Genomic DNA, 23,797 nt, shown 5'->3' with positions numbered 1-23,797 from the left:
CCCATCATTTCAAGGCAGTACAACCCGTAATATGCTTATTTATCTTGGAAATAACAGTTACCCTTAGGCTAATTGCTATTTATCAAGGCAGCTACGCTGCTAATTATTGTTCAGTATATCATAACGTACCGGTATACCGTAAAGTTGCCACTACCCGATTCGTTGCTTAGTCTTTCTTCTGATCTTCGTCAACAACTTCATAGTCCGCATCAACTACATTGTCACGGCCTTTGCTGTCTGCTGCTCCGTCTTGAGCTTGCGCTGCTTGAGCAGCTTGCTCATACAATTTCACAGACAATTGCTGAACAATCTCAGTCAGCTCTTCAGTAGCTTTTTTGATGTCTTCCAGGTTATCGGATTCCAGCGTTTTTTGCAGATTTTCTTTAGCTGCATTTGCTTTTTCGACTTCACCTGCATCCGCTTTTTCGCCCAGATCTTTAATCGTTTTGTCTACGGAGTAGATCAGTTGGTCTGCAGCGTTTTTCGCTTCTACCAACTCTTTACGTTTCTTATCTTCTTCCGCATGCAACTCGGCATCCTTCATCATACGTTCTACTTCTTCGTCACTCAAGCCGCTAGAAGAAGTGATCGTAATTTTTTGGCTTTTGCCTGTGCCTTTATCTGTAGCAGATACGTTCACGATACCGTTCGCATCCAGATCGAAAGTAACTTCGATTTGCGGTACACCACGTGGTGCTGGAGGGATATCTCCCAATTGGAAACGGCCCAGTGTTTTGTTGCCTGCTGCCATTTCGCGTTCACCTTGCAGCACGTGAATTTCTACGCTAGGCTGATTGTCGGCATACGTCGAGAATACCTGCGATTTGCTCGTAGGGATTGTCGTGTTACGATCAATCATTTTAGTGAATACGCCACCTGCGGTTTCAATACCGAGGGACAGTGGAGTTACGTCAAGGAGAACGACGTCTTTCACATCACCTGTCAATACACCTGCTTGAACTGCCGCGCCCAAAGCTACCACTTCATCAGGGTTTACGCCTTTGTGAGGCTCTTTACCTGTCAGTTTTTTGATTGCTTCTTGTACAGCTGGAATACGTGTGGAGCCGCCGACCAGAACGATTTTATCGATGTCGCTAGCACTCATGCCTGCATCTTTCATCGCTTGACGAGTAGGTCCCAAAGTACGTTCTACCAGACCTGCGGACAATTCTTCAAACTTCGCACGAGTCAGGTTCAACTCCAAATGCTGTGGAACGCCATCAGCTACTGTGATAAACGGCAAGGAAATTGTCGTTGTCAGCACGCCGGACAGTTCTTTTTTCGCTTTTTCTGCTGCATCTTTCAGACGTTGTACAGCTGCTTTATCTTTGCTCAGGTCAATACCTTGATCTTTCTTGAACTCATTTACGAGGTAATCAATAATCACTTGGTCAAAGTCATCGCCACCCAGCTTGTTGTCGCCGCTTGTTGCTTTAACTTCGAAGAAACCATCGCCCAGTTCCAAAATGGATACGTCGAATGTACCGCCGCCCAAGTCATATACGAGGATGGTTTGGTCTTCGGATTTTTCCATACCATATGCTAATGCAGCTGCTGTTGGCTCATTGACAATCCGCAGAACTTCCAGACCGGCAATTTTACCTGCGTCCTTAGTTGCTTGACGTTGACCATCATTGAAGTAAGCTGGAACAGTGATAACCGCTTGAGAAACCGTTTGGCCCAGGTAAGCTTCAGCGTCAGCTTTCAGCTTTTGCAAAATCATAGCGGAAATTTCCTGTGCGGAATATTCCTTACCGTCAATGTTTTCTTTATGATTAGTACCCATGTGGCGCTTGATGGACATGATTGTACGATCCGGGTTCGTAATTGCTTGGCGTTTTGCCGTTTCCCCTACAGTACGCTCCCCATCTTTTTTGAAACCGACAACGGAAGGGGTTGTGCGCGCGCCTTCCGGATTTGGAATAACGACGGCTTCGCCGCCCTCCATAACAGCCACACAAGAGTTGGTTGTACCTAAGTCAATACCGATTACTTTGCTCATCGGACAATTCCTCCTTCTGTATATACGAGGCCCTCAGGCCAGAATGGTTGAATCAAAATGATGTAATTCTAATGTATATAGAAAAAGTTACATGCTAACTTTTACCATCGCTGGACGAAGCACCTTGTCCTTCAGCATGTATCCTTTTTGTACCTCTTCAACGACGATGCCTTCATCATGCTCTTCGCTCTCTACCTGCATAATAGCCTGATGGAAATCAGGATTAAACGGTTGTCCCACTGCATTCATGGCCGTCACTCCCTCTGCCTGAAGCACACTCTCAAACTGGCGGAAAATCATTTCCACGCCTTTGGTGAATGACTCAGACTCCGCTCCTTGCGATGCTGTTGCCAGCGCTCGCTCGAAGTTATCCAGAACAGGCACCAACTCGGTAACAAGCTTCATAGACGCATATTTAGCAAGGTCTTCCTTTTCTTTCAGTGTACGGCGGCGAAAATTATCAAAATCCGCCTGTGCGCGCAAAAACCGCTGCTGATGCTCCTCAGCCTCTGCACGAAGTTTTGCCACCTCTGTGTTTTCTTCCTCGGCTTCCAGTGCTGCCGCTTCATTCACCGGCTCGTCCTGCTGGCTCGTTTCGGCGGCTTCCTCTGTGCTTACATTTTGTTGTTTGTCATCTTGGAACGCTTGTTCTTCCTTCAAAATGTTTCACCTCCTTCAAGTTGTAACTCCCTTTATAAAAGCACGCAACAATGCACCCGCGCAGGATACAAACCGTATCCCAGCGCGGAACATGTAGGACCGCAACCTATGCGATCTTATTTTATTTAAACCGTTGCGTTAGCATTGCGGTCAAATCCTTAGACAGGATACCCAAAATATTAATAACTCTCGCATACTCCATCCGCGTCGGACCCAATATACCTATAGTACCCAACGCTTCTCCGTCTACTGCATATGTAGCAGTAATCAGGCTGCAATTGGCAAATGCTTCATGATCATTTTCTGTGCCGATGCGGACTTGAATTTCAGGTGCTCCGGCTACAGGAGTCATCAGTTTAAGTAGCGTTGGTGTTTCCTCCAGCAGATCGAGAATATGTTTAACCTTTTCTACATCTTTAAATTCAGGCTGATTCAGCATGTTCGTCGCACCGCTTAAATATAGGCGCTGATCTGATTCATTATCGAGTGCTTTATCCAGCACCTTCATAGCGTCCTCAAAATGAGATACATGCTTCTCCATTTCCTGACCCAGCGCGGTGTAAAGGCGTGATTTAAGCTGATAAATCGGTACACCGACCAGCTTGCTGTTCAGTAAATTCACAACCTTTTCCATCTCGGAGATTGAAATTCCAGGCGGAATATCCACCGTTTTATTCTCCACCTGACCGGTATTGGTCACGATAATCGCCACAGCCGTCGTTTCGTTGAGCGGCAACAGCTGAAAATGACGCAACGAAGTATGAAAAACCTCCGGCCCAAGCAGGATGGAAGTATAATTGGTCATATGGGACAAAATGCCTGATGCATGCTGGATCACTTGCTCCATTACATTCAGCTTTTCGGCGTAAAAGGCTTTTAGTTCCCGCATTTCCATAGGCTTCAGTGTATTTAGCGGCACCAAATGGTCCACATAATAACGATAGCCTTTATGAGACGGGATGCGTCCCGCAGAAGTATGGGGTTGCTCCAGATAGCCCTGTTCCTCCAAATCCGACATTTCATTACGGATTGTGGCTGGGCTGAATCCGACATCCTGCCTTTTGGATATGCTGCGGGAACCCACTGGCTCAGCCGAACGAATGTAGTCATCAATAATCGCATTCAAAATGAGTCTCTGACGTTCGGTTAACAAGCGAATCCCCCCTTGTCATTTATCCATAATAGCATGATTGTTAAATGGAATCATTAGCACTCGTTCGCGATGAGTGCTAACTGATAATACAAAAATACCAAACCGACCTGATCATTGTCAAGTCAGATCAGTATTTTCAATAAACCAGATTTATTACATCCATTTGGATGACTACAATGAAACAGACTATTTGCATTTTTTCACGGAAAACCTCATTATTTACCATATCCAAACCATATTTATGTATAAGGATGCAGAAAACTGAAAAATTTGAGACTATGCCTACAAACTATATAACTTTATTGCCTTTAAGGAGGAATGGGATCTGAGAAGCAAGCGCCGCAATCTTTTATACGCATTAACCGCTCTTTTACCTACAATTTGTATGTTTTACATTTTAATCGAATTGTTTCCGTACACAGGACTAGGAAGAATACTTGCTTTGCCACTAGTTTTTATTCTTAACGCTGCCCTTATCATTTCGGTGATCCACTTAATTCGTAAATTAAGACCCCTATGGTGTGCCTTAATTTTGGTCCCTACAATTCTGTTAAGCATGTGGAATACCATTTTATTTTACCCACAAGAATTCAGTCCAAGCATTCCCAAGCAAATCAAATATAGTGTGACAGCCATACTGCATTATGATGATGTAACACCAGCCGATTGGGAAGGGTACACATATCATCCAAGCCGAACCGGAGAGTCTGAAAAATATGTTGTCGCCTTGTATAAATACAAGCGTCAGGTCCCGTTAGATGGCACTACATACTTTTATAATGATAAGGAATACCATAAGGACCATCCCATAAGAAGCTTGAATGATATACCTTCGGAACTGGAGCCTCATCATCAATTCATTTGGTGGTTACTCCAAACATTTGAGAAATAAACAGGGGCATAATAATGTAAGCTGTAACACATACACACGGCTACGTCCTGATAAAAAAACACTGAACTGACCTCATTATTGACAGGTCAGTTCAGTACTTTCAACACTGCGATTTCATCGCAATTGTTTTGCTTACTGCAGTGAATGCAGTCGGTCCATACCTTCTCAGGGAAAATCTCTTTGCTAACTACATCAAAACCGTTCTTTATAAAAAAGGATACCTCGTAGGTCAGTGCCATAATTTTAGGAATACGTTGCCGCCGTGCTTCTATAATAAGGCCTTCCACAAGCTTGGAGCCTATTCCCATTCCTTTATGCCCCTCAGAGATGCCAAGGGAGCGAATCTCTACCAAATCAGCCCCCAATTTGCATAAAGAACCACAGCCAACGACTTGGCCGTCCACCTCTGCAACAATAAACAGCTCCAGTTGGCGCGTAAGCACTTCCCTTGAACGTGGCAGCATAATCCCCCGCTCTGCATAGCCACTAATCATTTGATATAAAGGCTCCACATCCTCAGGAACCGCACTTCTGCACAATACATCTTTACACACTGAAGCCATCTTGCTCTCCTCCTGCCGGTTGCTGCATATAATGAATAAATATACAACATAACGCATAGAATCGCAATACTCCATTTACCCTGCTGTGGCAGAATGGTGTAATAAAATGATAGCCCAGCTTACGATGTCAAAATGTATTGTATTGAAACCTGCAACTTATGAATTTACCGTGATAGAACCGATGAACTCTGCAAATACGTCATTTCCGAATAAAATACCGCGTTCGCTCAAACGATACCCATCCTCGATTGATTCAATTAATCCCGCATTCAGCATTTTTCTGAGAGGAACTGTAAACGTGTCTTCCAATGTCTGACCAAATTGAGCTTCAAAGCGGGATTTAGACACACCTTCCAGCATTCTCAAACCGACCATGAGGAAATCCTCCATGGCTTCCGCCGTCGGCACCTCAAAACTGTCCAAACGCGGTAAACCATTCCGAGTAGCCTCCACATAAGGGTTAATGCCCTTAATGTTCATATGACGCTCTCTGCCAACATAACCATGTGCCCCAGCGCCAAGACCGTAATAATCCTCATTACGCCAATAAGTCATATTGTGCTTACTTCCCAAACCTGGTTTTGCGAAATTGCTAATTTCATACTGTTCATAACCCGCTTCTTTCATGCGACGCATGAGGAGCAAATACATTTCCAGCTCGTCATCTTCATGTGGAAGCGGCAGCTGATTTTTCTGGTACAACGTATGGAAGAGCGTATTCTCTTCAACCTTCAAACTGTAGATAGAGTAATGAGGAAGTCCCAACTCTAGGGCTCTACTGACGCTTTCATCCAGCATGTCCACCGTTTGGTTAGGCAAACCGAACATCAGGTCAATCGACAGATTGTCCAAGCCGGCCTTACGTGCGTTTTCCAAACTACGATAGACGTCATCTGTACTATGAATACGACCTATGCCTGTAAGCAGCTCATTCTGGAAAGCCTGCACACCAAAGCTGAGTCGATTGACGCCGCCTTCTTTCATCACAGAAAGTTTTTCAAAATCAGTTGTGCCTGGATTGGCTTCCATAGAAAACTCAATATCTTCCGCCCAGTTTGGAAAATAGGTACGAACACTCTTCAGGAAATATTCCATTTCCTTCGGATTGAGGGTTGTTGGGGTTCCGCCCCCGACAAAAATGGTTTTTATCTGTCCTGGCGGGTGAAGTTTGACCGTATGTTCCATCTCCCGTTCCAAGGCATACAGATATTCCATAACAGGCTGATCCTTGAGCACATAAGAGTTAAAGTCACAGTAAAAGCATTTATTCGTGCAAAAAGGTATATGCAGATAAACCGCTTGAGGCGCGGATGAATATTCATGTTTTTGTATGGATGCGGTCATACCGATCCTCCTTGTCGATTCAGGGTTTAGTGAGAAAATGAGCCGAGGTCGAGACCAACCGCTTCGTGTTCCATTTGATCTTCTGATCGCTGTTACTCCCCAATTTTCCATTATATAAGCACTCTTAGGGATAAAATTGGGGAGTAAAGGCGAACGCTACGCTTCTCCAGATTCAAATGGCCCACTCCGCTGCTGCCCACCACGAAGTCGGCCCATTTTTGTGGTGTAGGTGTTGCAGTAAAAGAGACACTGCTTTAAGAATTACTCTAAAGTTTTAATGATACTATGCTTTGTTACGCTGATTGTAACTTGAACGAGCTCTCTGTCCTGAATAGCTTGCTCAAATAAAGAACGTCCATTCTCCATGCATGGCAAATGCCCCATGAAAGAATGGACGAATACTTCAAACTGCTTTACTCATCTATCTTCAGTACCGCCATAAATGCTTCCTGTGGTACTTCTACGTTACCGACCTGCTTCATACGCTTCTTGCCTTCTTTTTGCTTCTCAAGCAGCTTCCGTTTACGGGAAATATCGCCGCCATAACATTTGGCCAAGACGTTTTTACGCATAGCCTTAACGGTTTCACGCGCAACAACCTTTGTTCCTACAGATGCCTGGATTGGCACCTCGAACATTTGCCGCGGGATCAACTCGCGCAGCTTCTCACAAATGATACGTCCGCGGTGGTAAGCTCGATCTCTATGCACGATGAACGACAGCGCATCGACCTGCTCACCATTCAACAGAATATCCATCTTCACCAGATTTGATTGGCGATAGCCTGAAATCTCATAGTCAAAGGAAGCATAGCCTTTGGTGCTGGATTTAAGCTGATCAAAGAAATCATATACGATTTCAGACAAAGGAATCTGGTACGTAATTGTTACCCGTGTTGTATCTAGGTACTCCATGTTCACGTACTCACCACGCTTGTTCTGACAAAGCTCCATAACTGTACCTACATAATCATTTGGCACGATGATGCCCGCCTTAACATATGGCTCTTGTACATGTTCAATACGCCCTACTTCTGGGTAGTTGGACGGGTTATCGATTTCGATCGTTTCCCCATTAGTCAATTGTACACGGTAAATTACGCTTGGTGCCGTTGTAATCAACGGAATATTGAATTCACGTTCAATACGTTCCTGAATAACGTCCATATGCAGCAGACCAAGGAAACCGCAACGGAAACCGAAGCCCAGCGCACTGGATGTTTCCGGTTCAAAGCTGAGCGAAGCATCGTTCAGCTGCAGCTTTTCAAGCGCCTCACGCAGATCGTTGTATTCCGATGTTTCAATCGGATACAGACCGCAATACACCATCGGATTAATTTTCCGATAGCCTGGCATCGGTTCTGGTGTTGGATTTTTGGCATCCGTTACCGTATCCCCGACACGAGTGTCGCCCACATGCTTGATTCCGGCCACGATAAAACCAACATCACCGATATTTAGCTCATCCACGATCGTCATACGTGGCATGAAAGCTCCAACCTCGATAACCTCAAACGTTTTGTCAGTCGCCATCATTTTAATTTTCGAACCCGCACGGATACTGCCGTCCACAACACGTACATATACGATTACGCCTTTATAAGGATCATAATGCGAATCGAAAATAAGCGCCTTAAGCGGATTATCCGGATTTCCTTGCGGAGCAGGCACACTTCTGACCACCTGTTCCAATATTTCCTTGATACCGATTCCAGCTTTGGCTGAAGCATGTACAGTTTCACTCGTGTCCAAACCGATAACATCCTCGATTTCCTGCTTTACCCGTTCAGGATCAGCACTTGGCAAATCAATCTTGTTAAGCACTGGCAAAATCTCCAGATTGTTGTCGAGCGCCAAATAAACGTTAGCCAATGTCTGCGCCTCAATCCCCTGCGCTGCGTCTACGACCAGCAAAGCGCCTTCGCAGGCTGCCAAACTACGAGATACCTCATAGGTAAAATCGACGTGTCCCGGTGTATCAATCAAATTCAAAATGTACTCTTCGCCGTCATCGGCCTTATAGGTGAGTCGCACTGCCTGGAGCTTAATTGTAATCCCGCGCTCCCGCTCCAGTTCCATCTGGTCAAGCACTTGCTCCTGCATTTCGCGGGAAGTGAGTGCACCGGTGTACTCCAAGATCCGGTCAGCCAGCGTGGATTTACCATGGTCTATATGTGCAATGATACTAAAGTTCCGAATTTTACGTTGTCTTGCCAAAATGTCAGTCATGCCTTACCCCCACACAATGCCTAGTATCAATCAGCTTATTATAGCAGTTGTAAGGGGGGGCAGCAATATTTCTATTCTGTTACCCCGTCAAATACAGATACAACCCAGCGAATACCTTGTCTTGACAGGTTTTGAAGCAGCCCAGCCGTTTTATCGGCCATGGTATCCACCGAAGCCTGCTGCGCCTTTACGGCTAGCAGCTCACGAGGCGTCTCTAGGCCCTGCCGAATATTGTCATTCTGAGCAGTCTTCGTATCCCATTCATGTGTCCAGCGTGCGGTCTGCTCCTCACTTCGTTCGTTTGTTTTTCCTTCATTCGTGTCCGTTTGTGGCTCAAACTCGACCTTTCCACTTGTATTATACGTACGATTATACGCTCGGGCATTAGCTGCCGGGGTATCTTCAATCACCGTCTGCTCATAATCAACTTTCTGTTGATTCACCGATGAAACTGGATTCTCGTCCCATTCCGGGCCATAGACTGAGCGCAGGCCAGAGCCTGCCAGCTGCATGCCAAGTAATACGCCTGCTCCGATCAGAAGCACAAATCCAAGCGCTTTTTTACGAAAATGTCCAGTCATTATATCCCCCCCTAACTGCTACCTTATTTAATTACCGCTGTTGTTCTTTTTGGTGTCAGATACGTTGGTACCCGCCTTCTGTGCTTTCTGATCCTCCCAATACACTTCACTGATCATGTCCGCCAAAACGTCAGAAGTTCGTTTCAACTCCTCCTCGGTGTTGTCAATCCCTCCGATTTCGATCAAAATGCTATGAGAAGACAAGCTTTGATTGTATTCACCATTGTTTCCTTTGCCGCCATCTTTTCCCCATACACCGCGCGATACGCCGTGATATGATTTTTCCAGCTTTTCATGAATGCGAGCAGCAAAAGCTTCATTTTTGCGCCAATTTTTGTTGTCATGTCCGATAATAAAATACACTTTGGCATAAGAAAGTCCATTAATCGTGGCTGTTGTTTTTCCATGACGTTGGGAATCACGATGAATATCGAGCAGATAAGTTAAACCTTTATTTTGAGCCAAAGCCTCCTTGACTGTTGTGCGTGAATATTTATAGGAGTAGTTCCAATTGTAATTTTGAACTGTGGTGGCATAATCCTTGTTTACATGCAGTGTAGATATCCCTTGCTTTTCCAGTCTCTTCTTTACAAAGTCTCCTACCCTTGATACATTAGCAGACTTAGAGCCTGAATTGGGGTTGGAACTGGTTTTGCTCAGTAAAGGGTTATATGCTTCTCTGGGATGAGAATGGTAGATTAATATACGCTTCTCCCCTTTGGCGGAATCACCTGGATCATCCTCACGTGCAGGGTCTGTTTCCGGTGTTGTCGGAATATCCGGCGTAGTAGACGGCGGGTTCTCAGCTGCGTTTGAGCTCCCAGGGGTATCTGTCGTTCCCTGATCAGGCTGATAATCCGTAGGACCCTCTACCTTGATGTTCCCCGAACCCTTGCGCAGCAAGACAGGCGCTCCAGCAGCCATGCCAGGAATTTCACGAGAAATGAGACTTTTGGGATCTTGCGGATTAATACCTGTAAGCATCTGAAAAACAAATGGCGACCATTGTTCACCCGACAACGAAGAATGCTGTTTCTTTTGTGCCAAATGAGGTACCTCCATACCTAGCATATCCGCGAAAAAACCGCTGGACACCGAGCCTGCCAATCCTTTCATCGAAGAAACAGGAGAAGTTTGCAAACGATTTTCTGCCAGCCCTCCTAGTCCCAAAACGACAAATAAAAGCGCCGAGCCCATGATGAGCAGCACAAGCGTATGTCCCATTGCCAAAATTTCGATACCTTTTCTTCTCCATCTTCCGACGTTCCAGGTCTGAATTTTTTTCATGTGAGCCTTGTCCTCCTTCGTCCCGTCGAAACCCGCTTATTACATTCAGAACACAGGGTTCCTATCTGTTTCGGAAATCTCTTATACTTCAACTCTATGAACGGGGAACAATTACTAGAACACAAAAATCTCTATCTACAGGACAAGCCCATCCCTTTTTGAAAGAGATAGGCTACCTGTTAAATAGAGATTTTCTGTCGTGTCTTAGAAAGATGGTTTTGCTAGCCTTTCATTAATGCGTATAAGCAGCGACATTGTCGGGATCAACAGCCTCATGTAGAGCTGCGTTCAAACCGGTCGCAATGATATTCGCGATATCTTCAATAAATTCATCGATCTCTTTTGGAGTCACAATCAAATCATGCCCCAGCGGTTGAAGTACCTCTCTCACCAGCCCGAGTCTCTCAGGTTCTGAAATATCATCCAACATTCCCAGAATTACTTTGGTAGAAGCCTTTTCTTTGGTAAAATGCGTTTTCATCAGTTCGATTACATTATTGACGATGGTCGAAGCATAGCATACCGTTGGAACGCCGATAGCAATACACGGAACCCCCATAATATCCTTGGTGATACCGCGGCGCTTGTTGCCAATACCTGAACCCGGATGTATTCCGATATCCGCCACCTGGATGGTCGTATTGACACGCTCCAGTGAACGTGACGCCAAAGCATCAATAGCAATAATAAGCTCTGGTTTTGTGCGGTCCACAATGCCTTGAACGATCTCACTGGATTCGATTCCCGTGATACCAAGAACACCCGGCGCAATCGCACTCACATCCCGATATCCAGGGTTGATCTGATCAGGTGTCAGTTCAAAATATTGACGGGTGACCATTAAATTTTCAACGACAAGCGGACCCAGCGAATCAGGAGTAACGTTCCAATTCCCCAGTCCTACCACCAGCACCCTTGCCACCTTAGAGATCCCTATTTTTTGTATAAAATGCTCCATTTCTTTTGCAAAGGCAATGGCTACACGTTGTTGGAGTCCAGTGTCGCCTTCACGCAAGCCAGGTACTTCGAGCGTAACGTAATGCCCTTGTACCCGCCCAATACGGTTGGCTCCTTCCTCATTTAATACATCCAGCCGCGTAATTTTAATCCCGTTATCTTCCTCCACATTCTCATTTATACCCGTCAGCGGGACAGGCTGATTCCGTTCTGCCAGCTCTCTTGCCTCTAATGCCAAATCCGTGCGTACCGCATACTTCTGCAAATCCAGATCCATCTTTTAAACCTCCTTATATACCATCTCTGGCTATAGTGTGCGAGACACCCAACAGGTTTATGCACATCCATTTTCATCCTGTAATTTGCATCGTCTCAGAATGTTTTCTTATTGCAATTTGAGGTGTGGCATGCTAAAATATTTTAAGTTGTGAAACGTTTGTGTTCATAAGTAATGCCTTTACAGGAGGTGAATGTAATGCCAAACATCAAATCCGCTATCAAACGCGTTAAAACTAGCGACAAACGCCGTGCGTTGAACGCTTCCCAAAAATCCGCGCTTCGTACAGCAGTTAAAGCTGCCGATACAGCGTTGGTAGGTAACGAAGCTGAAGCTGCTGCTGCTGCTTTCAAAGTGGCTTCCCAAAAGCTGGACAAGGCTGTAACTAAAGGTCTGATCCACAAAAATGCAGCTGCTCGCAAGAAATCCCGCTTGGCGAAAAAACTTAACGCTCTTACAGCTCAAGCGTAAGCAAGAGCTACTTTTATACGTTAATGAAAAAATCCTGACCAGCCTTGGCTGATCAGGATTTTTTAGTTTATAACTTTATGAGATTAGATTGAAGCGCCTGCCCCCATTTTCATTAAAAACAGTTCCAGTCCCAGCACCTTGTCAACGACACCTGTCTTCATATGATAGTCCAGTTCGCCCAGTTCATAGAGAAGCTGGCGCAGCTGCTCAGAACGGAAGCGTCGTGCTTGATCTCCTGCAACTTTCACCCCATAAGGATGCAAGCTGAGCTGACTGGCAATTTGTTGCTGAGAATAGCTTTGACCTGCCAGCTCTTTGACCTGCAACATAATACGAAACTGCCGTGTGATCAAAGCTGCTATCTTGATGGGTTCTTCTTTTTGCTTAAGCAATTCATAAAAAATACTGAGCGCCTTATCCAGCCGCAAATTAGCCAGATCCTCAACCATCGCAAATACGTTCTGCTCTGTATTACGAGGCACAAGGGATTCAATGTCAGCGGATGAGATCGTTCCCTGCGCTCCTGCGTACAAGCACAGCTTATCTATCTCGGCTGCCAAGGATTGAAGCCCGACACCCGTGTATTGAATGAGTCTCTCAGCCGCTCCTGCTGCCAACTGCACTTCTCTTTCTGCTGCACGCTTATGGACCCAAGCCACAAGATCATCTCCACCCATAGGGGCGAAAGCAATAACTGAGGCATCACTTTTCAGTTTCTTGACGATCTTTTTCCGTTCATCCAACTTTTCAGCCTGAACCGTAAAAACGATGACGCTATAGTCAGTCGGGTTATCCATGTAAGTCAACAGCGTCTCAAGACGGTGCTCTATTTTGCCGTTATCTTTGCCTGCTGCAAATACACTGGTATCCCGTACAATAATTAGCTTCTTTGGCACCAGAAAAGGCGCTGTTTCTGCGTCCTCTACAACCACCTCAATTGGCGTCTCGGTTAAATCATAAGAACTAATGGCGAAGTCACGATGCTCCTCCTCCACCACCTTCTCTTTTAGCATCTCAACAAACTGCTTCATTTGATATTTTTCATTGCCATATAACAGATACACTGGCGAAATATCACCTTTACGAATAGCCTTAGAGGCTGTTTTTACATCCATTTTCCGTTCCCCCCACCCACTGATCGTACCTGACATCTGACCGGAAGGCAAGTCATGACACAAACAAAGGGATCCCACCTTTAGGCAGAATCCCTTCACCACCATCTATATCAACACGGCAGCAGAAAGCTCTAGAAACTTTCGGCCGTCGGGATACGACGTCGGTTCATATAGTTTATTCTCTGTTTCTAAAAAGTGTGCCAACTTACGAAAACTATTTTCCAGTGCCACGCGGAACGGTGTACGTATATTTACTTGCAGTCCCATCCTGCTCTGTCTCATACATAAAGGTCTGGCTGTCATCTGACCAGCTTCCTTTGACCCAAGCACCCTTCAGGGTACGGACTTCCAGTGTTGTTCGGTCTACACCGTTATCGGAAAGCTTATACACTTTCAGCTTTTTGCCCTCAATAGCCACCGCATAGCTACCATCAGGCGAGTTGAACTGATCTGTAGAGGCCGACTGGGCACCATAGGTGGAAGCATTATTACTGTCCGGAGAGACCAGCGAATTAGATACAAAGCCTTCTCTACGAACCGGGTCTTGTGACACCGATGATTGCTGATCATTAGAATCGGCATTGCTGCTATCCGCCCCTAAAGAGTTCCCCTCATCCTTGGTGACACTTTTGGATGTCGCATCTTTCGAAGTTTCATTTGAGGCAATTCGACTCTGTACCTTTAATTCCTGACTAAGCGACGAAGATGCATCATTTGTACTTGTATCATCGCTATTATCCTCCTGAGCGGTACTCGTACCCGCTAAAGGTGCCTTTTCCATTTTCGGATCCAGCTGTTCATCAGGAGCAATCGTGGGTTGATCAGATTTTTTCTGTTTTAGCTGTTTGTCATCAGATGCAGGAGCATCTGCAGGCGAGTCATCCTTTGTCGCCTGACGATCGACGTTCGGCTGTCCCTGCTTTTCATCCTGATGGGATGAATGCTTAGTCGGTGCAGACTTTGTTGAAGGTTCCTCGCCAGCTTGCTGGTCATCAACCTTCCCAGCATCCTGTTTGGAAGGATTCTTTTCGCTATCTGAACTGTCTGTTCCCTGGTTGCCCAGGTCAGGTTCCTTATCTGCAGGTGTCAGTGAGGAATCAGCACCTTGTCCCTGTTCAGATGGCTGCTTGGTCGATTCCGCTCCAATGGCTGCATCACGTCCTCCACTCCCATTGGTCGTACCTGGAATTTCCGTCTGAGTCTGCTGGCTTGTCACCTCGGGTGACTGGGATGTAAGTATACCTTCCGCATCCTGCACCGTTTTAGGCTCGAAGTTGAACACTACAATCCCCAGTACAACGGCAGCAGCAGCCACGCCCATGGCAGCACGCCCTCCCACCCGGTTCCACCAAGGTACAGGCTGAGTACGTTGTCTAGGCCCTGCTCCAGATTCTGGATCAGCAGCCACAGGCTGCATTTCCTGAAGCGCGCTTCCCTGCTCTTCACGTGCGCGGTCAATGGCATCAAGCTGAGGCATGATGGAATCCACCAGGCTGAACGCCGGGGAAACCGCAGGCAATTCCTCCAGCTCGCGAGAGAGTGTCTGAAGAATATGGAATTTTTCCGCACAGTCCGGGCAAGTCGCAATATGGTTCATTAATTGGGACGTCTCTTCTTCGCCCAGTTCATGATCCACATAACGCTGCATCCAATCCATCACCTCTTCTCCACACTTCATCCTGATACACCACCTTTCTGATATTCCTGAAGTAGCCCTTGCAATTGCTGTCTTGCACGATACAAGTATGACTTGACCGTATTTAGCGGCAAATCCAGAGAATCGGCAATCTCGTTATAAGAGAAATCCTGCAAATATCTCAGGACAATTACCGTCCGGTGGTGTTCCGGGAGCTGTTGTATAGCCTCACGAACATCCTGTGCCATGTAAGAGGTTAACACCTCAACCTCCACGTTTTGGGGGTCGTTAAATATCATGTCATGCTCGTCAATGGAAACCGAAGGCTTTGTTCTTCTGAATTTGTCGATGCATATGTTCGTTACAATGCGCTGGACCCAGGTTTTAAACTGTGCTTTTTCCTCATAAGAGTTAATTTTGGAATATATTCGTATGAGGGCTTCTTGTGAAGCATCCATGGCGTCCTGCTCATTATTTAGAATGTAATATGCCGTACGGTACACATGCTGTTCTATCTCTCTTAATAGGGTAATGAGAGCGTCGCGATCGCCCGATTGAGCGGCTCGGATGAGTCCCTGCTCTACCACAAAGGATCCCCCTCTCCCTGCAATATTACAGACGTATCCCTTTTGCAAATTGTTGCAGGATAGACGTCTGACGCTAATTTTATTTTTTTAATAAAAAAAATTATAACAAAATGCCCAGAATCCCCATTGTATCCTCCCTTAGAATAACAGAAAAAGGGAAGGTAGTCACCTTCCCTCAGCCCCTACATACATCTAAATACTAGACCTATTAAACTGCATGAAACATTTTGTCACTTCTTAGAAATCAGAAAATCAGATATGAGTTCTAATCGATAAGATAGAGCAATCGGATCTTGAAAATAAAAATCGTCGATTAAGAATTGATATACCTTATCTGATTTAACGACAGGCAGGTTCTTGGCTGTTACAAGCCTGCTTTTTTGTAGTTGAAGATGATTTTATACAAAATCATTTTGAATTCGTCTGTTCACGTCTGCGTTGATACCGAACACTCAGCTTCCCTTGCTGCGCACGAATCTGTACCTCTCCCATTGTATCTGTTCGATATATGGCAGAATCAACCTCCGCCAAACGTTCCAATACTGCTTTATTTGGATGGCCATAAGTGTTGCTTGCACCAACTGAAATGACGGATACTTTAGGCTGCCAGTAGGACAACCACTCTTCCGAAGTAGAGTACTTACTTCCGTGATGTGCCACTTTCATAACGTCTACAGCTTTCCTTGCAGCTCCTGTCGCCCCCTGAGCTTTCACACTGGATGGAGAATGGGTTAATTCAGAAAGCAACAGCGACTCTGCGGCATCATCCATATCTCCTGTGAATAAAAATGAGGCCCCCTCCATCTCTAAAATCATGGCAACGGAATAATGATTCTGTTCCTTCATAACAGGCAACTGCCCAGATTCGTTCTCCTCCAGCTTAAACGGATAGAGAAAGCGAATTTTCGTATCCCGGTCTGGTTCCCACTTCATGCTATGATGTGCACCGTACAGCTTGATCTGCTTGTTCAAAGCCGTGTTTAACAACTTTCGAAATGGAGCTTTGTCTGTTAGGGTACCGTTAAAAAACAAGGTGGTTACGGGAATCTGGTCAAATATAGCCTGTAGTCCTCCGGCATGATCATGGTCTCCATGCGTTAAAATGACAGCGTCCAGCCGATGCACCCCACGTTGCTTTAGCAAAGGGACAATCGTATCCGCGCCAACCTCGTAGGGATCTGTACGCTTGCGCCAAGCATTTTTCCCTGTTGCAAAGTCCATCGTACCCCCGCCATCTACCAAAATATGTTTTCCTCCCGGCGTTGTAATTAAAATGCTATCACCTTGGCCCACATCCAGATATTGAACAACTCCCGTGTTTCTTTCACTAGGAGATTGGTACCCCATACATAGTATGCCAAGCCAGGCAATACCACTTAAAGCCAGTGCCACATGACGATATCCATCCCACTGTCGATGCGCAAATTTCCCTGCACCCTTCGGTTCATGATCCTTTTGCAAAATAGCCGCCCACTCGGCAGAAGCCGCTAGTCCTGTATGCACAGGTGAAGCTATGGGATTAGATTTCACATCGGAAATGTCGCCTGTTTGCCTTCGAGATATCAACCATGTTTTGAGCCAGTACAGAACGCTGTACAAAGCTGCGTAATATGCCAGAACCCACAGAATAGAAGAAGACGGCCAAATACTCACATAAGCATCATCCACATTCATCCATTTCACAAGCGAAAAGGTTAGATCGTTTAATTGCTCCGCTGGCCACGCAAGGATGCGAGCCCCCTCCCCCCATAAAAAGGCCATTCCCATTGCCACCGTACCTAGTGGAAGCACGATATATGTAATTAGGGGGACAAGTAAAAAATTAGCCGCAAATGATAATATCGAAAATTGATTAAAGTAGAACACCGTCATTGGAAACGAAACAAGCTGTGCCGTGATTGTGATCGCAACTTCACCACCGATCAGGAGGGGCCATTTGGCGAAAAACGGCTTCATAAGCGGCATATATATGAGCAACCCACCTGTCACCAAAAAGGAAAGCTGAAAGCTGACGCTAAGCAGGTAGTATGGATTCCATAGCAGCATAAGCAACGCAGATACACTTAAAATATTAAGTCCGTCTTTGAGCAACCCTCGCCGAGCTGCAAACAAGCTGATCATCGCCATAATCCCTGCTCTTACAACAGAGGGAGAAGCACCTGTCAGCAGCACATAAGCCGGAATCAGTACCATCACAATCGTAAGGGAGGTTTCACGGCTAACTCGTAACAGCTTGAGTAAATATAATAATGTGGCCGCATATACCGCCACATGCATACCTGATATCGCCAAAATATGCGTTAAACCAAGCTGCGTAAATTCATTATACGTTGCTGGGTCCAGCTCATCTGTAACCCCAAGTATCAGACCTTTCATATATCCTGCGTGAAGAAGTGATGTAAAAGCAGATTCCATTTTTTGACCTAGCTGCTCTCTAAGCTGATCATTCCATCTCAATAATGTGTAGCGGTTCCACAGTGAAGCCTTCTGCCTCTGTAACGAGGCGACTCCAGCCCCCTTGATAAGCCAGTGAATTTCCTGCGTGTGCAGGTACTCACTGTAATCAAAGCTACCAAAGTTCCCCGCTTTTGCTGGTGCCTTTAAGCTGCCACGTAGCAGGATTGCATCCCCACGCTGCCATGCTGCCGCAAGTTGCTGTTCCTGCTTCGCCGCCAACTTGATATGAACAATGACCTGTTCAGAAATAGACCCCCGATGTTCATCCTTATTGGAATGACTGGCAAAGTGATGAATTGAAGTAACTCTCATCTCAAACTGCGCACGATCACCATCAATCTCAACTTCTGAAGCAATAAACCCTGCTGCTTGAACAGGCATGTCTTCTATGACAGAAGAAGATACATGAAGTGCACCAGGAATACTGCTCACGTTATGCGTATCATGCCAAAACCAATGAAATCCACCACCACTCAATGCAATCCATAGCAATACCATATGTCGGATAGGAATTTTCATCAATAAAGCTATAAGCGGGAAAACCAGAGTAATTCCCGCCCACAGCACCAAAAGTATACGTCCCGAATACAGACACGCTCCCGCACTTCCTATAATCCAACAAACAGTGAGGCTTAATATAGGCCTAGTAAACACAAGTTGGGCTTGAATACAATCACCTTCCCATTAGCAAACATTGCTTTCTGTCAACATACAAAACAAAAAAAGAACCCCTGACAAAATAACATTGTCAGAGGTTCTTCCTCGTTATTATTTAATCCTTAACATCCATCAGCGTTTCCTGCGGTGGATGATAAGTCTCCAGCATGCGAAAGGCGATTCCCTTTTCCTCCATCATAGCTCGAACCTTGTCGGCATCTTTTGGATAAGGTCGGTGATATACAATCTCCACAATGCCGCTGTTCGCCAGCATATTGGCACACGTCCAGCACGGCTGGTCGGTGACATATACTGAGGAGCCTTCACGGTCAATCCGGTCAGTAAACAGCAGCAGGTTCTGCTCCGCATGAATAGTGCGAATACAACGCTGCTTCTTAACCATTTCCTCCCGTCCATCACGGTGAACGACCTCATATTCCTCCGAGATCATACAGCCTGCCTCAGAACAGTCAGGTACCCCGGATGGTGCTCCATTATAGGCCGTCCCCAATAGCTTCTTACCTTGCACAAGTACGGCTCCAACATGACGCCGCGAGCAGCGCGAGCGGGTGGATACCATATAAGCGATATCCATGAAATAGGTGTCCCAGTCCTTGCGTACATCTGCACTCATTTCCATCTCTCCCGTATAAACAAGTTAAACGTAAAACATATCCGTTACAGCCACTCTCAAAGCCTACACCGTAAACTTAAATAAGTTATAAGCTAACATACGGCTTCATTTTCGCTAACATTTTAGCTCCGATTCCCTTTACATGATCCAAATCGTTCACACGTTTGAACAGCCCGTGCTGATTACGATAGTTCAAAATAGCCTCGGCCTTTTTAGCCCCAACTCCCGGCAGCTCCATTAACTCGGCAGCAGTCGCTGTGTTAATGTTCACCTTTTTTTCACCGGAAATGGATGGAATAGCCGAATCATTCACCGTATTTGTCCTACTCGTCGTTGCAGCATTCGAACTGGCAACAGCTGTGTCTGATCTCGAATCCGCAACATCTGACTGCTTTACGGTACTTGAATTCCCCGCCATGGAGTGTTCAGAGTTTTCACTTAAATCAGCAGATACACCCGTAGAACTCTGCTTAGTATTATGCTTCACATTGTCAACAGCTTCGTCATTCGCACTGCGTTCAGCTTGGTCTGAAGCCTCTTTTACAGCATGCTTTCCTTCGGCATACTCACTGCTGCGCTGTGACTCAATTGGCTGCGACTCTATCGCTAAAGCCTGCTCCACCTTATGGTTAAGCAAACTCCACTCTTCTTGTGGCTCAGTTCGCTGCCCTCCAGCAAACAAAATAAGTCCACTCCCGATTACAGCAAGCGTTATTGCCGTTCCTGTCCATACGCGTTTCATTTTTCGTATCGTCCCCTACTCCACATGGATTTCGAGAATTTGAGCCGACTGAAAACACCGTCTCAATTAAACAGAGCAAGTCTGTTCAATTCCCGTCAAAACGGAGGTTCTAAGCACCTCCATACGGTCTCGCTGTGAGTATTTATACAAAGAGTGGTACGACCCCAGGCACGATCTAATGTGCTCAGACATAAAATTCGTCATGTCGGCCAAGACCAAGTGCATACACTAAGAAGAATGACAGCACAGCGTCTATACCGCAAAGTATGAAAGGAGGACGTTGAACAATGAAAGTTGGATTTATCGGGACTGGCAGCATGGGAAGTCTGCTAATCGAATCTTTTATTCATTCGGACGCACTTAAACCGCAGCAAATATTAGCAAGCAACCGAACGTATTCCAAGGTAACAGAGCTAGCCCGTCGTTATCCAGGTTTGCATGCAGCCCAAAGCAACCGTGAGACGGCAGCGGAAAGCGATATCCTATTTATCTGCGTGAAGCCGCTGGAATCAAAAACCGTAACGGATGAAATACGCAACGTCATTACAGAAGAGCAGATCGTCGTTTCTATCACAAGTCCAGTACAGATCCGTATTTTAGAGCATGCACTGAAAGCCAAGGTGTCCAAAATTATTCCGAGTATCACTCACCAGATTGGAAGCGGAGCCTCACTGTGCATCCATGGAAACCGGATTACAGAGGAGGATCGCTCCCTTCTGGAAGAGCTTATGTCCCACATCAGCAGGCCAATTCGGGTTAAAGAGTCTCATACACGGATCACATCGGATTTTTCGAGCTGCGGCCCTGCTTTCTTGGCCTTTTTTATGGACCAATGGATTCAAGCCGCAGTTCAAGCTACAGGTATAGACCGTACAGAACTATGCGCATTGGCCGGTGAAATGATCATCGGCACTGGAAAGCTGCTCACGGAAGGCGGGATGACACCAGCCGAGTTACAAGCAAGAGTAGCGGTTCCCGGAGGTATAACCGCTGAAGCTCTTGCGTTGTTAGACATCAGCCTGCATAGTGTCTTCCCTGAGCTAATACGGGTCACGCACAACAAGTATGAAGAGGACATGCAAAAGATAGATGCCTCCTTCGGCTTAAAGCCGATTAACCGGCAACAATATTAACCAGCTTACCCGGAACAGCAATTACCTTGCGAACCGTTTTACCAGCCAGTGCTTCCTGAACGCTGTCCAGCGACAATGCAAAAGTTTCCATCGCTTTGGCATCAAGATCTTTGGCAATCGTTGCACGCTGTACGATTTTACCATTCATCTGAATGACAATTTCCACTTCAGCGTCTACCGTCCATGCTTCATCATAGGCAGGCCAAGCCGCGTAGGTAATGCTCTCGTTGTGTCCCAGCAGCTGCCACAGTTCCTCGGCTAGATGCGGTGCAAGCGGCGACAACATTTGCACGAAGTTTTCCATCGCTGCACGCGGCAGAAGGTCTGCTTTGTATGCATCATTGGTGAAGATCATCAGCTGGCTGATCGCTGTATTGAAACGCAATGCATCCAGGTCCTCGGTTACCTTTTTCAGCGTTTTATGCCAGGTCCGTTTGAACTCGTCGCTACCGCCGTCATTTTTAATTTTTTCGTTCAGGCTACCATCCTCGGAAACAAACAGGCGCCATACGCGGGACAGAAAACGATGCGCTCCCTCTACCCCATTCTCATTCCATGGCTTGGTCGCTTCCAGCGGCCCCATAAACATCTCATAAATACGCAGCGTATCGGCGCCAAACGTATTAACAATATCATCTGGATTGATGACATTACCGCGTGATTTACTCATTTTTTCATTATTGTTGCCTAGAATCATACCCTGGTTGACCAGCTTATAGAAAGGCTCTTTCGTTTCCACTACGCCGATATCATACAGCACCTTGTGCCAGAAACGGGCATACAGCAAGTGAAGAACCGCATGTTCCGCTCCGCCAATATACAGGTCAACAGGCATCCATTCGCGCTGTTTCTCTTTGGACACAAGCTCTTTATCATTTTTTGGATCAATAAAGCGCAGGTAGTACCAGCAGCTTCCTGCCCATTGCGGCATCGTATTTGTCTCGCGACGTGCTTTCATACCTGTTTCAGGATCAACGGTTTCTACCCAATCTGTCGCATTCGCCAGTGGGGATTCACCTGTACCTGAAGGCTTGATATTGTCCATCTCTGGCAGTACGAGCGGCAGTTGATCCTCAGGAACTGTTTTAATCGTTCCATCTTCTAGATGAATTACTGGAATGGGCTCGCCCCAATAGCGTTGGCGGCTGAACAGCCAGTCACGCAGACGATAGGTTACTTTGCCCTGCCCCTTACCCTCAGCTTCGAGCCATTCAATCATTTTCGGAATAGCTTCCTCATTGGTCAGTCCATTCAGCAGGCCTGAATTGACATGCGGACCATCCTCGGTGTATGGCTCTTTGTCCACGTCCCCACCTTGAACGACCTCAGTGATTTTCAATCCGAACTTCTTGGCAAATTCCCAGTCACGTGTATCATGGCCCGGTACTGCCATAATTGCACCTGTTCCGTAGCCTGCCAGTACATAGTCGGCAATCCAGATTGGCAGCTTTTCGCCGTTCACCGGGTTCACTGCATAAGCTCCTGTGAATACGCCTGTTTTATCTTTGGCCAGATCCGTACGCTCCAGGTCACTTTTCCGAGCAGCTTGTTCACGATACTGTTGTACAGCGTCCTTTTGCTCAGGTGTAGTGATCATATCCACCAATTCCTGCTCTGGGGCCAGCACACAGTAGCTTGCACCGAACAATGTATCTGGACGGGTTGTAAATACTGTGAGTTGTTCGTCATAGCCTTCAATTGGAAAATGAACCTCTGCCCCGGTAGACTTACCAATCCAGTTCCGCTGCATATCCTTAATGCTTTCGGACCAGTCCAGTTCCTCCAGATCGTCAAGCAAACGATCGGCGTATTCCGTAATTTTCAGCATCCATTGACGCATTGGTTTGCGGATAACCGGATGACCGCCACGCTCACTCTTACCATCAATTACTTCTTCATTCGCCAGTACCGTTCCCAGTGCTGGGCACCAGTTCACGGGCACTTCAGCTACATAAGCGAGGCCACGCTTGTACAGCTGGATGAAAATCCACTGTGTCCATTTGTAATAATCAGGATCAGTTGTGCTGATTTCACGATCCCAGTCATATGAAAAGCCAAGTGATTTGATTTGACGGCGGAAGTTATTTACGTTCTTCACCGTAATTTCACGTGGATGCTCACCCGTATCCAGCGCATGCTGCTCGGCAGGCAGACCGAAGGCGTCCCAACCCATCGGATGCAGTACGTTGTAGCCACGCATTCTTTTATAACGTGAAACAATATCTGTAGCTGTATATCCCTCCGGGTGGCCTACATGCAGACCAGCTCCAGACGGATACGGAAACATATCCAAAGCATAAAACTTCGGTTTACCCGGTTCTTCCCCAGTGCGGAACGTTTTGTTCTCATCCCAATATTTCTGCCATTTTGGTTCAATACTTTGCGGTTGATAGCCGTGCTTCGGCTGTGTGTCTGTCATTG

19 protein-coding genes are annotated in these 23,797 nt (G+C 46.2%); 3 read left to right on the top strand and 16 right to left on the bottom strand.

Annotation, left to right across the window (positions count from 1 at the left end):
• Positions 1–166: 166 nt before the first annotated feature.
• The 3 genes from dnaK to hrcA form a co-directional block, all read right to left on the bottom strand.
• Complete coding sequence (dnaK, locus tag HFE01_RS13765; RefSeq protein WP_013372176.1) at positions 167–2,002, bottom strand: molecular chaperone DnaK; 1,836 nt, start codon at positions 2,000–2,002, stop codon at positions 167–169.
• 87 nt (positions 2,003–2,089) lie between these two features.
• A complete protein-coding gene (grpE, locus tag HFE01_RS13760; RefSeq protein ID WP_167438402.1) occupies positions 2,090–2,662 on the bottom strand; it encodes a nucleotide exchange factor GrpE in 573 nt (190 codons plus the stop codon).
• Between the two features lie 121 nt (positions 2,663–2,783).
• Positions 2,784–3,815, bottom strand: a complete 1,032-nt coding sequence (gene hrcA, locus HFE01_RS13755; protein ID WP_013372178.1) for a heat-inducible transcriptional repressor HrcA — start codon at positions 3,813–3,815, stop codon at positions 2,784–2,786.
• A 532-nt stretch (positions 3,816–4,347) separates the two neighbouring features.
• Between hrcA and HFE01_RS13750 the strand changes: the two genes are divergently transcribed.
• Positions 4,348–4,707 carry a hypothetical protein gene (locus tag HFE01_RS13750; protein WP_243208194.1) on the top strand — a complete coding sequence of 120 codons (360 nt, stop codon included), beginning with the start codon at positions 4,348–4,350 and terminating at the stop codon, positions 4,705–4,707.
• Between the two features lie 86 nt (positions 4,708–4,793).
• Here the strand turns inward: HFE01_RS13750 and HFE01_RS13745 are convergent, their stop codons facing one another.
• The 6 genes from HFE01_RS13745 to gpr all read right to left on the bottom strand — a co-directional run bounded on the left by HFE01_RS13745 (position 4,794) and on the right by gpr (position 11,944).
• Complete coding sequence (locus tag HFE01_RS13745; protein ID WP_017428176.1) at positions 4,794–5,270, bottom strand: N-acetyltransferase; 477 nt, start codon at positions 5,268–5,270, stop codon at positions 4,794–4,796.
• A gap of 156 nt (positions 5,271–5,426) precedes the next feature.
• Positions 5,427–6,614, bottom strand: coding sequence for a radical SAM family heme chaperone HemW (gene hemW / locus HFE01_RS13740; protein ID WP_016821619.1), 1,188 nt, complete (start codon positions 6,612–6,614; stop codon positions 5,427–5,429).
• Between the two features lie 413 nt (positions 6,615–7,027).
• Complete coding sequence (gene lepA, locus HFE01_RS13735) at positions 7,028–8,842, bottom strand: translation elongation factor 4 (RefSeq protein WP_016821621.1); 1,815 nt, start codon at positions 8,840–8,842, stop codon at positions 7,028–7,030.
• A gap of 71 nt (positions 8,843–8,913) precedes the next feature.
• Positions 8,914–9,423: a hypothetical protein gene (locus HFE01_RS13730; protein WP_016821622.1), complete on the bottom strand. Its 510-nt coding sequence runs from the start codon at positions 9,421–9,423 to the stop codon at positions 8,914–8,916.
• 27 nt (positions 9,424–9,450) lie between these two features.
• Positions 9,451–10,710, bottom strand: coding sequence for a stage II sporulation protein P (locus HFE01_RS13725; RefSeq protein WP_019688075.1), 1,260 nt, complete (start codon positions 10,708–10,710; stop codon positions 9,451–9,453).
• A gap of 232 nt (positions 10,711–10,942) precedes the next feature.
• Positions 10,943–11,944, bottom strand: coding sequence for a GPR endopeptidase (gpr, locus tag HFE01_RS13720; RefSeq protein WP_016821624.1), 1,002 nt, complete (start codon positions 11,942–11,944; stop codon positions 10,943–10,945).
• Positions 11,945–12,142: 198 nt separating this feature from the next.
• Here gpr and rpsT point away from each other — a divergent pair, with 198 nt between their 5' ends.
• On the top strand, positions 12,143–12,415 hold the full coding sequence (gene rpsT / locus HFE01_RS13715) for a 30S ribosomal protein S20 (RefSeq protein WP_013372187.1): 273 nt from the start codon (positions 12,143–12,145) through the stop codon (positions 12,413–12,415).
• 83 nt (positions 12,416–12,498) lie between these two features.
• On the opposite strand, the gene holA is transcribed toward rpsT, so the two are convergent.
• The 6 genes from holA to HFE01_RS13685 all read right to left on the bottom strand — a co-directional run bounded on the left by holA (position 12,499) and on the right by HFE01_RS13685 (position 20,243).
• A complete protein-coding gene (gene holA / locus HFE01_RS13710; protein WP_017428180.1) occupies positions 12,499–13,530 on the bottom strand; it encodes a DNA polymerase III subunit delta in 1,032 nt (343 codons plus the stop codon).
• Positions 13,531–13,744: 214 nt separating this feature from the next.
• Positions 13,745–15,208 carry an anti-sigma factor gene (locus HFE01_RS13705; protein WP_107733278.1) on the bottom strand — a complete coding sequence of 488 codons (1,464 nt, stop codon included), beginning with the start codon at positions 15,206–15,208 and terminating at the stop codon, positions 13,745–13,747.
• Positions 15,205–15,753 (bottom strand): RNA polymerase sigma factor, encoded by a 549-nt coding sequence (locus HFE01_RS13700; protein WP_013311184.1) that lies wholly within the window; start codon positions 15,751–15,753, stop codon positions 15,205–15,207. The genes HFE01_RS13705 and HFE01_RS13700 overlap by 4 nt, the downstream gene beginning before the upstream one ends.
• Before the next feature lie 408 nt (positions 15,754–16,161).
• Entirely contained in the window at positions 16,162–18,780 is a 2,619-nt protein-coding gene (locus tag HFE01_RS13695; RefSeq protein ID WP_167438404.1) for a ComEC/Rec2 family competence protein, read from the bottom strand.
• A gap of 202 nt (positions 18,781–18,982) precedes the next feature.
• The gene (locus tag HFE01_RS13690) at positions 18,983–19,501 is read right to left on the bottom strand and encodes a deoxycytidylate deaminase (RefSeq protein WP_016821629.1); all 519 of its coding nucleotides are present in this window, start codon (positions 19,499–19,501) and stop codon (positions 18,983–18,985) included.
• Positions 19,502–19,586: 85 nt separating this feature from the next.
• Entirely contained in the window at positions 19,587–20,243 is a 657-nt protein-coding gene (locus HFE01_RS13685) for a ComEA family DNA-binding protein (protein ID WP_025365376.1), read from the bottom strand.
• Between the two features lie 287 nt (positions 20,244–20,530).
• Here HFE01_RS13685 and comER point away from each other — a divergent pair, with 287 nt between their 5' ends.
• On the top strand, positions 20,531–21,376 hold the full coding sequence (comER, locus tag HFE01_RS13680) for a late competence protein ComER (RefSeq protein ID WP_016821631.1): 846 nt from the start codon (positions 20,531–20,533) through the stop codon (positions 21,374–21,376).
• Here comER and leuS read toward each other — a convergent pair.
• Positions 21,357–23,795, bottom strand: a complete 2,439-nt coding sequence (gene leuS, locus HFE01_RS13675; RefSeq protein ID WP_016821632.1) for a leucine--tRNA ligase — start codon at positions 23,793–23,795, stop codon at positions 21,357–21,359. The genes comER and leuS overlap by 20 nt on opposite strands.
• Positions 23,796–23,797: the final 2 nt, after the last annotated feature.

It is taken from the genome of Paenibacillus sp. EKM10P, from assembly GCF_011800655.1.
Taxonomy (GTDB): domain Bacteria; phylum Bacillota; class Bacilli; order Paenibacillales; family Paenibacillaceae; genus Paenibacillus; species Paenibacillus polymyxa.
The sequence above is the reverse complement of the archived record's forward strand: the minus strand, read 5'-3'. Positions and strand labels throughout refer to the sequence as shown.

Coding starts and splice junctions, on each gene's coding strand:
- dnaK (WP_013372176.1), bottom strand. CDS start 2,002: ATGAGCAAAGTAATCGGTATTGACTTAGGTACAACCAACTCTTGTGTG.
- HFE01_RS13745 (WP_017428176.1), bottom strand. CDS start 5,270: ATGGCTTCAGTGTGTAAAGATGTATTGTGCAGAAGTGCGGTTCCTGAG.
- hemW (WP_016821619.1), bottom strand. CDS start 6,614: ATGACCGCATCCATACAAAAACATGAATATTCATCCGCGCCTCAAGCG.
- lepA (WP_016821621.1), bottom strand. CDS start 8,842: ATGACTGACATTTTGGCAAGACAACGTAAAATTCGGAACTTTAGTATC.
- HFE01_RS13730 (WP_016821622.1), bottom strand. CDS start 9,423: ATGACTGGACATTTTCGTAAAAAAGCGCTTGGATTTGTGCTTCTGATC.
- HFE01_RS13725 (WP_019688075.1), bottom strand. CDS start 10,710: ATGAAAAAAATTCAGACCTGGAACGTCGGAAGATGGAGAAGAAAAGGT.
- gpr (WP_016821624.1), bottom strand. CDS start 11,944: ATGGATCTGGATTTGCAGAAGTATGCGGTACGCACGGATTTGGCATTA.
- rpsT (WP_013372187.1), top strand. CDS start 12,143: ATGCCAAACATCAAATCCGCTATCAAACGCGTTAAAACTAGCGACAAA.
- holA (WP_017428180.1), bottom strand. CDS start 13,530: ATGGATGTAAAAACAGCCTCTAAGGCTATTCGTAAAGGTGATATTTCG.
- HFE01_RS13705 (WP_107733278.1), bottom strand. CDS start 15,208: ATGAAGTGTGGAGAAGAGGTGATGGATTGGATGCAGCGTTATGTGGAT.
- HFE01_RS13690 (WP_016821629.1), bottom strand. CDS start 19,501: ATGAGTGCAGATGTACGCAAGGACTGGGACACCTATTTCATGGATATC.
- HFE01_RS13685 (WP_025365376.1), bottom strand. CDS start 20,243: ATGAAACGCGTATGGACAGGAACGGCAATAACGCTTGCTGTAATCGGG.
- comER (WP_016821631.1), top strand. CDS start 20,531: ATGAAAGTTGGATTTATCGGGACTGGCAGCATGGGAAGTCTGCTAATC.
- leuS (WP_016821632.1), bottom strand. CDS start 23,795: ATGACAGACACACAGCCGAAGCACGGCTATCAACCGCAAAGTATTGAA.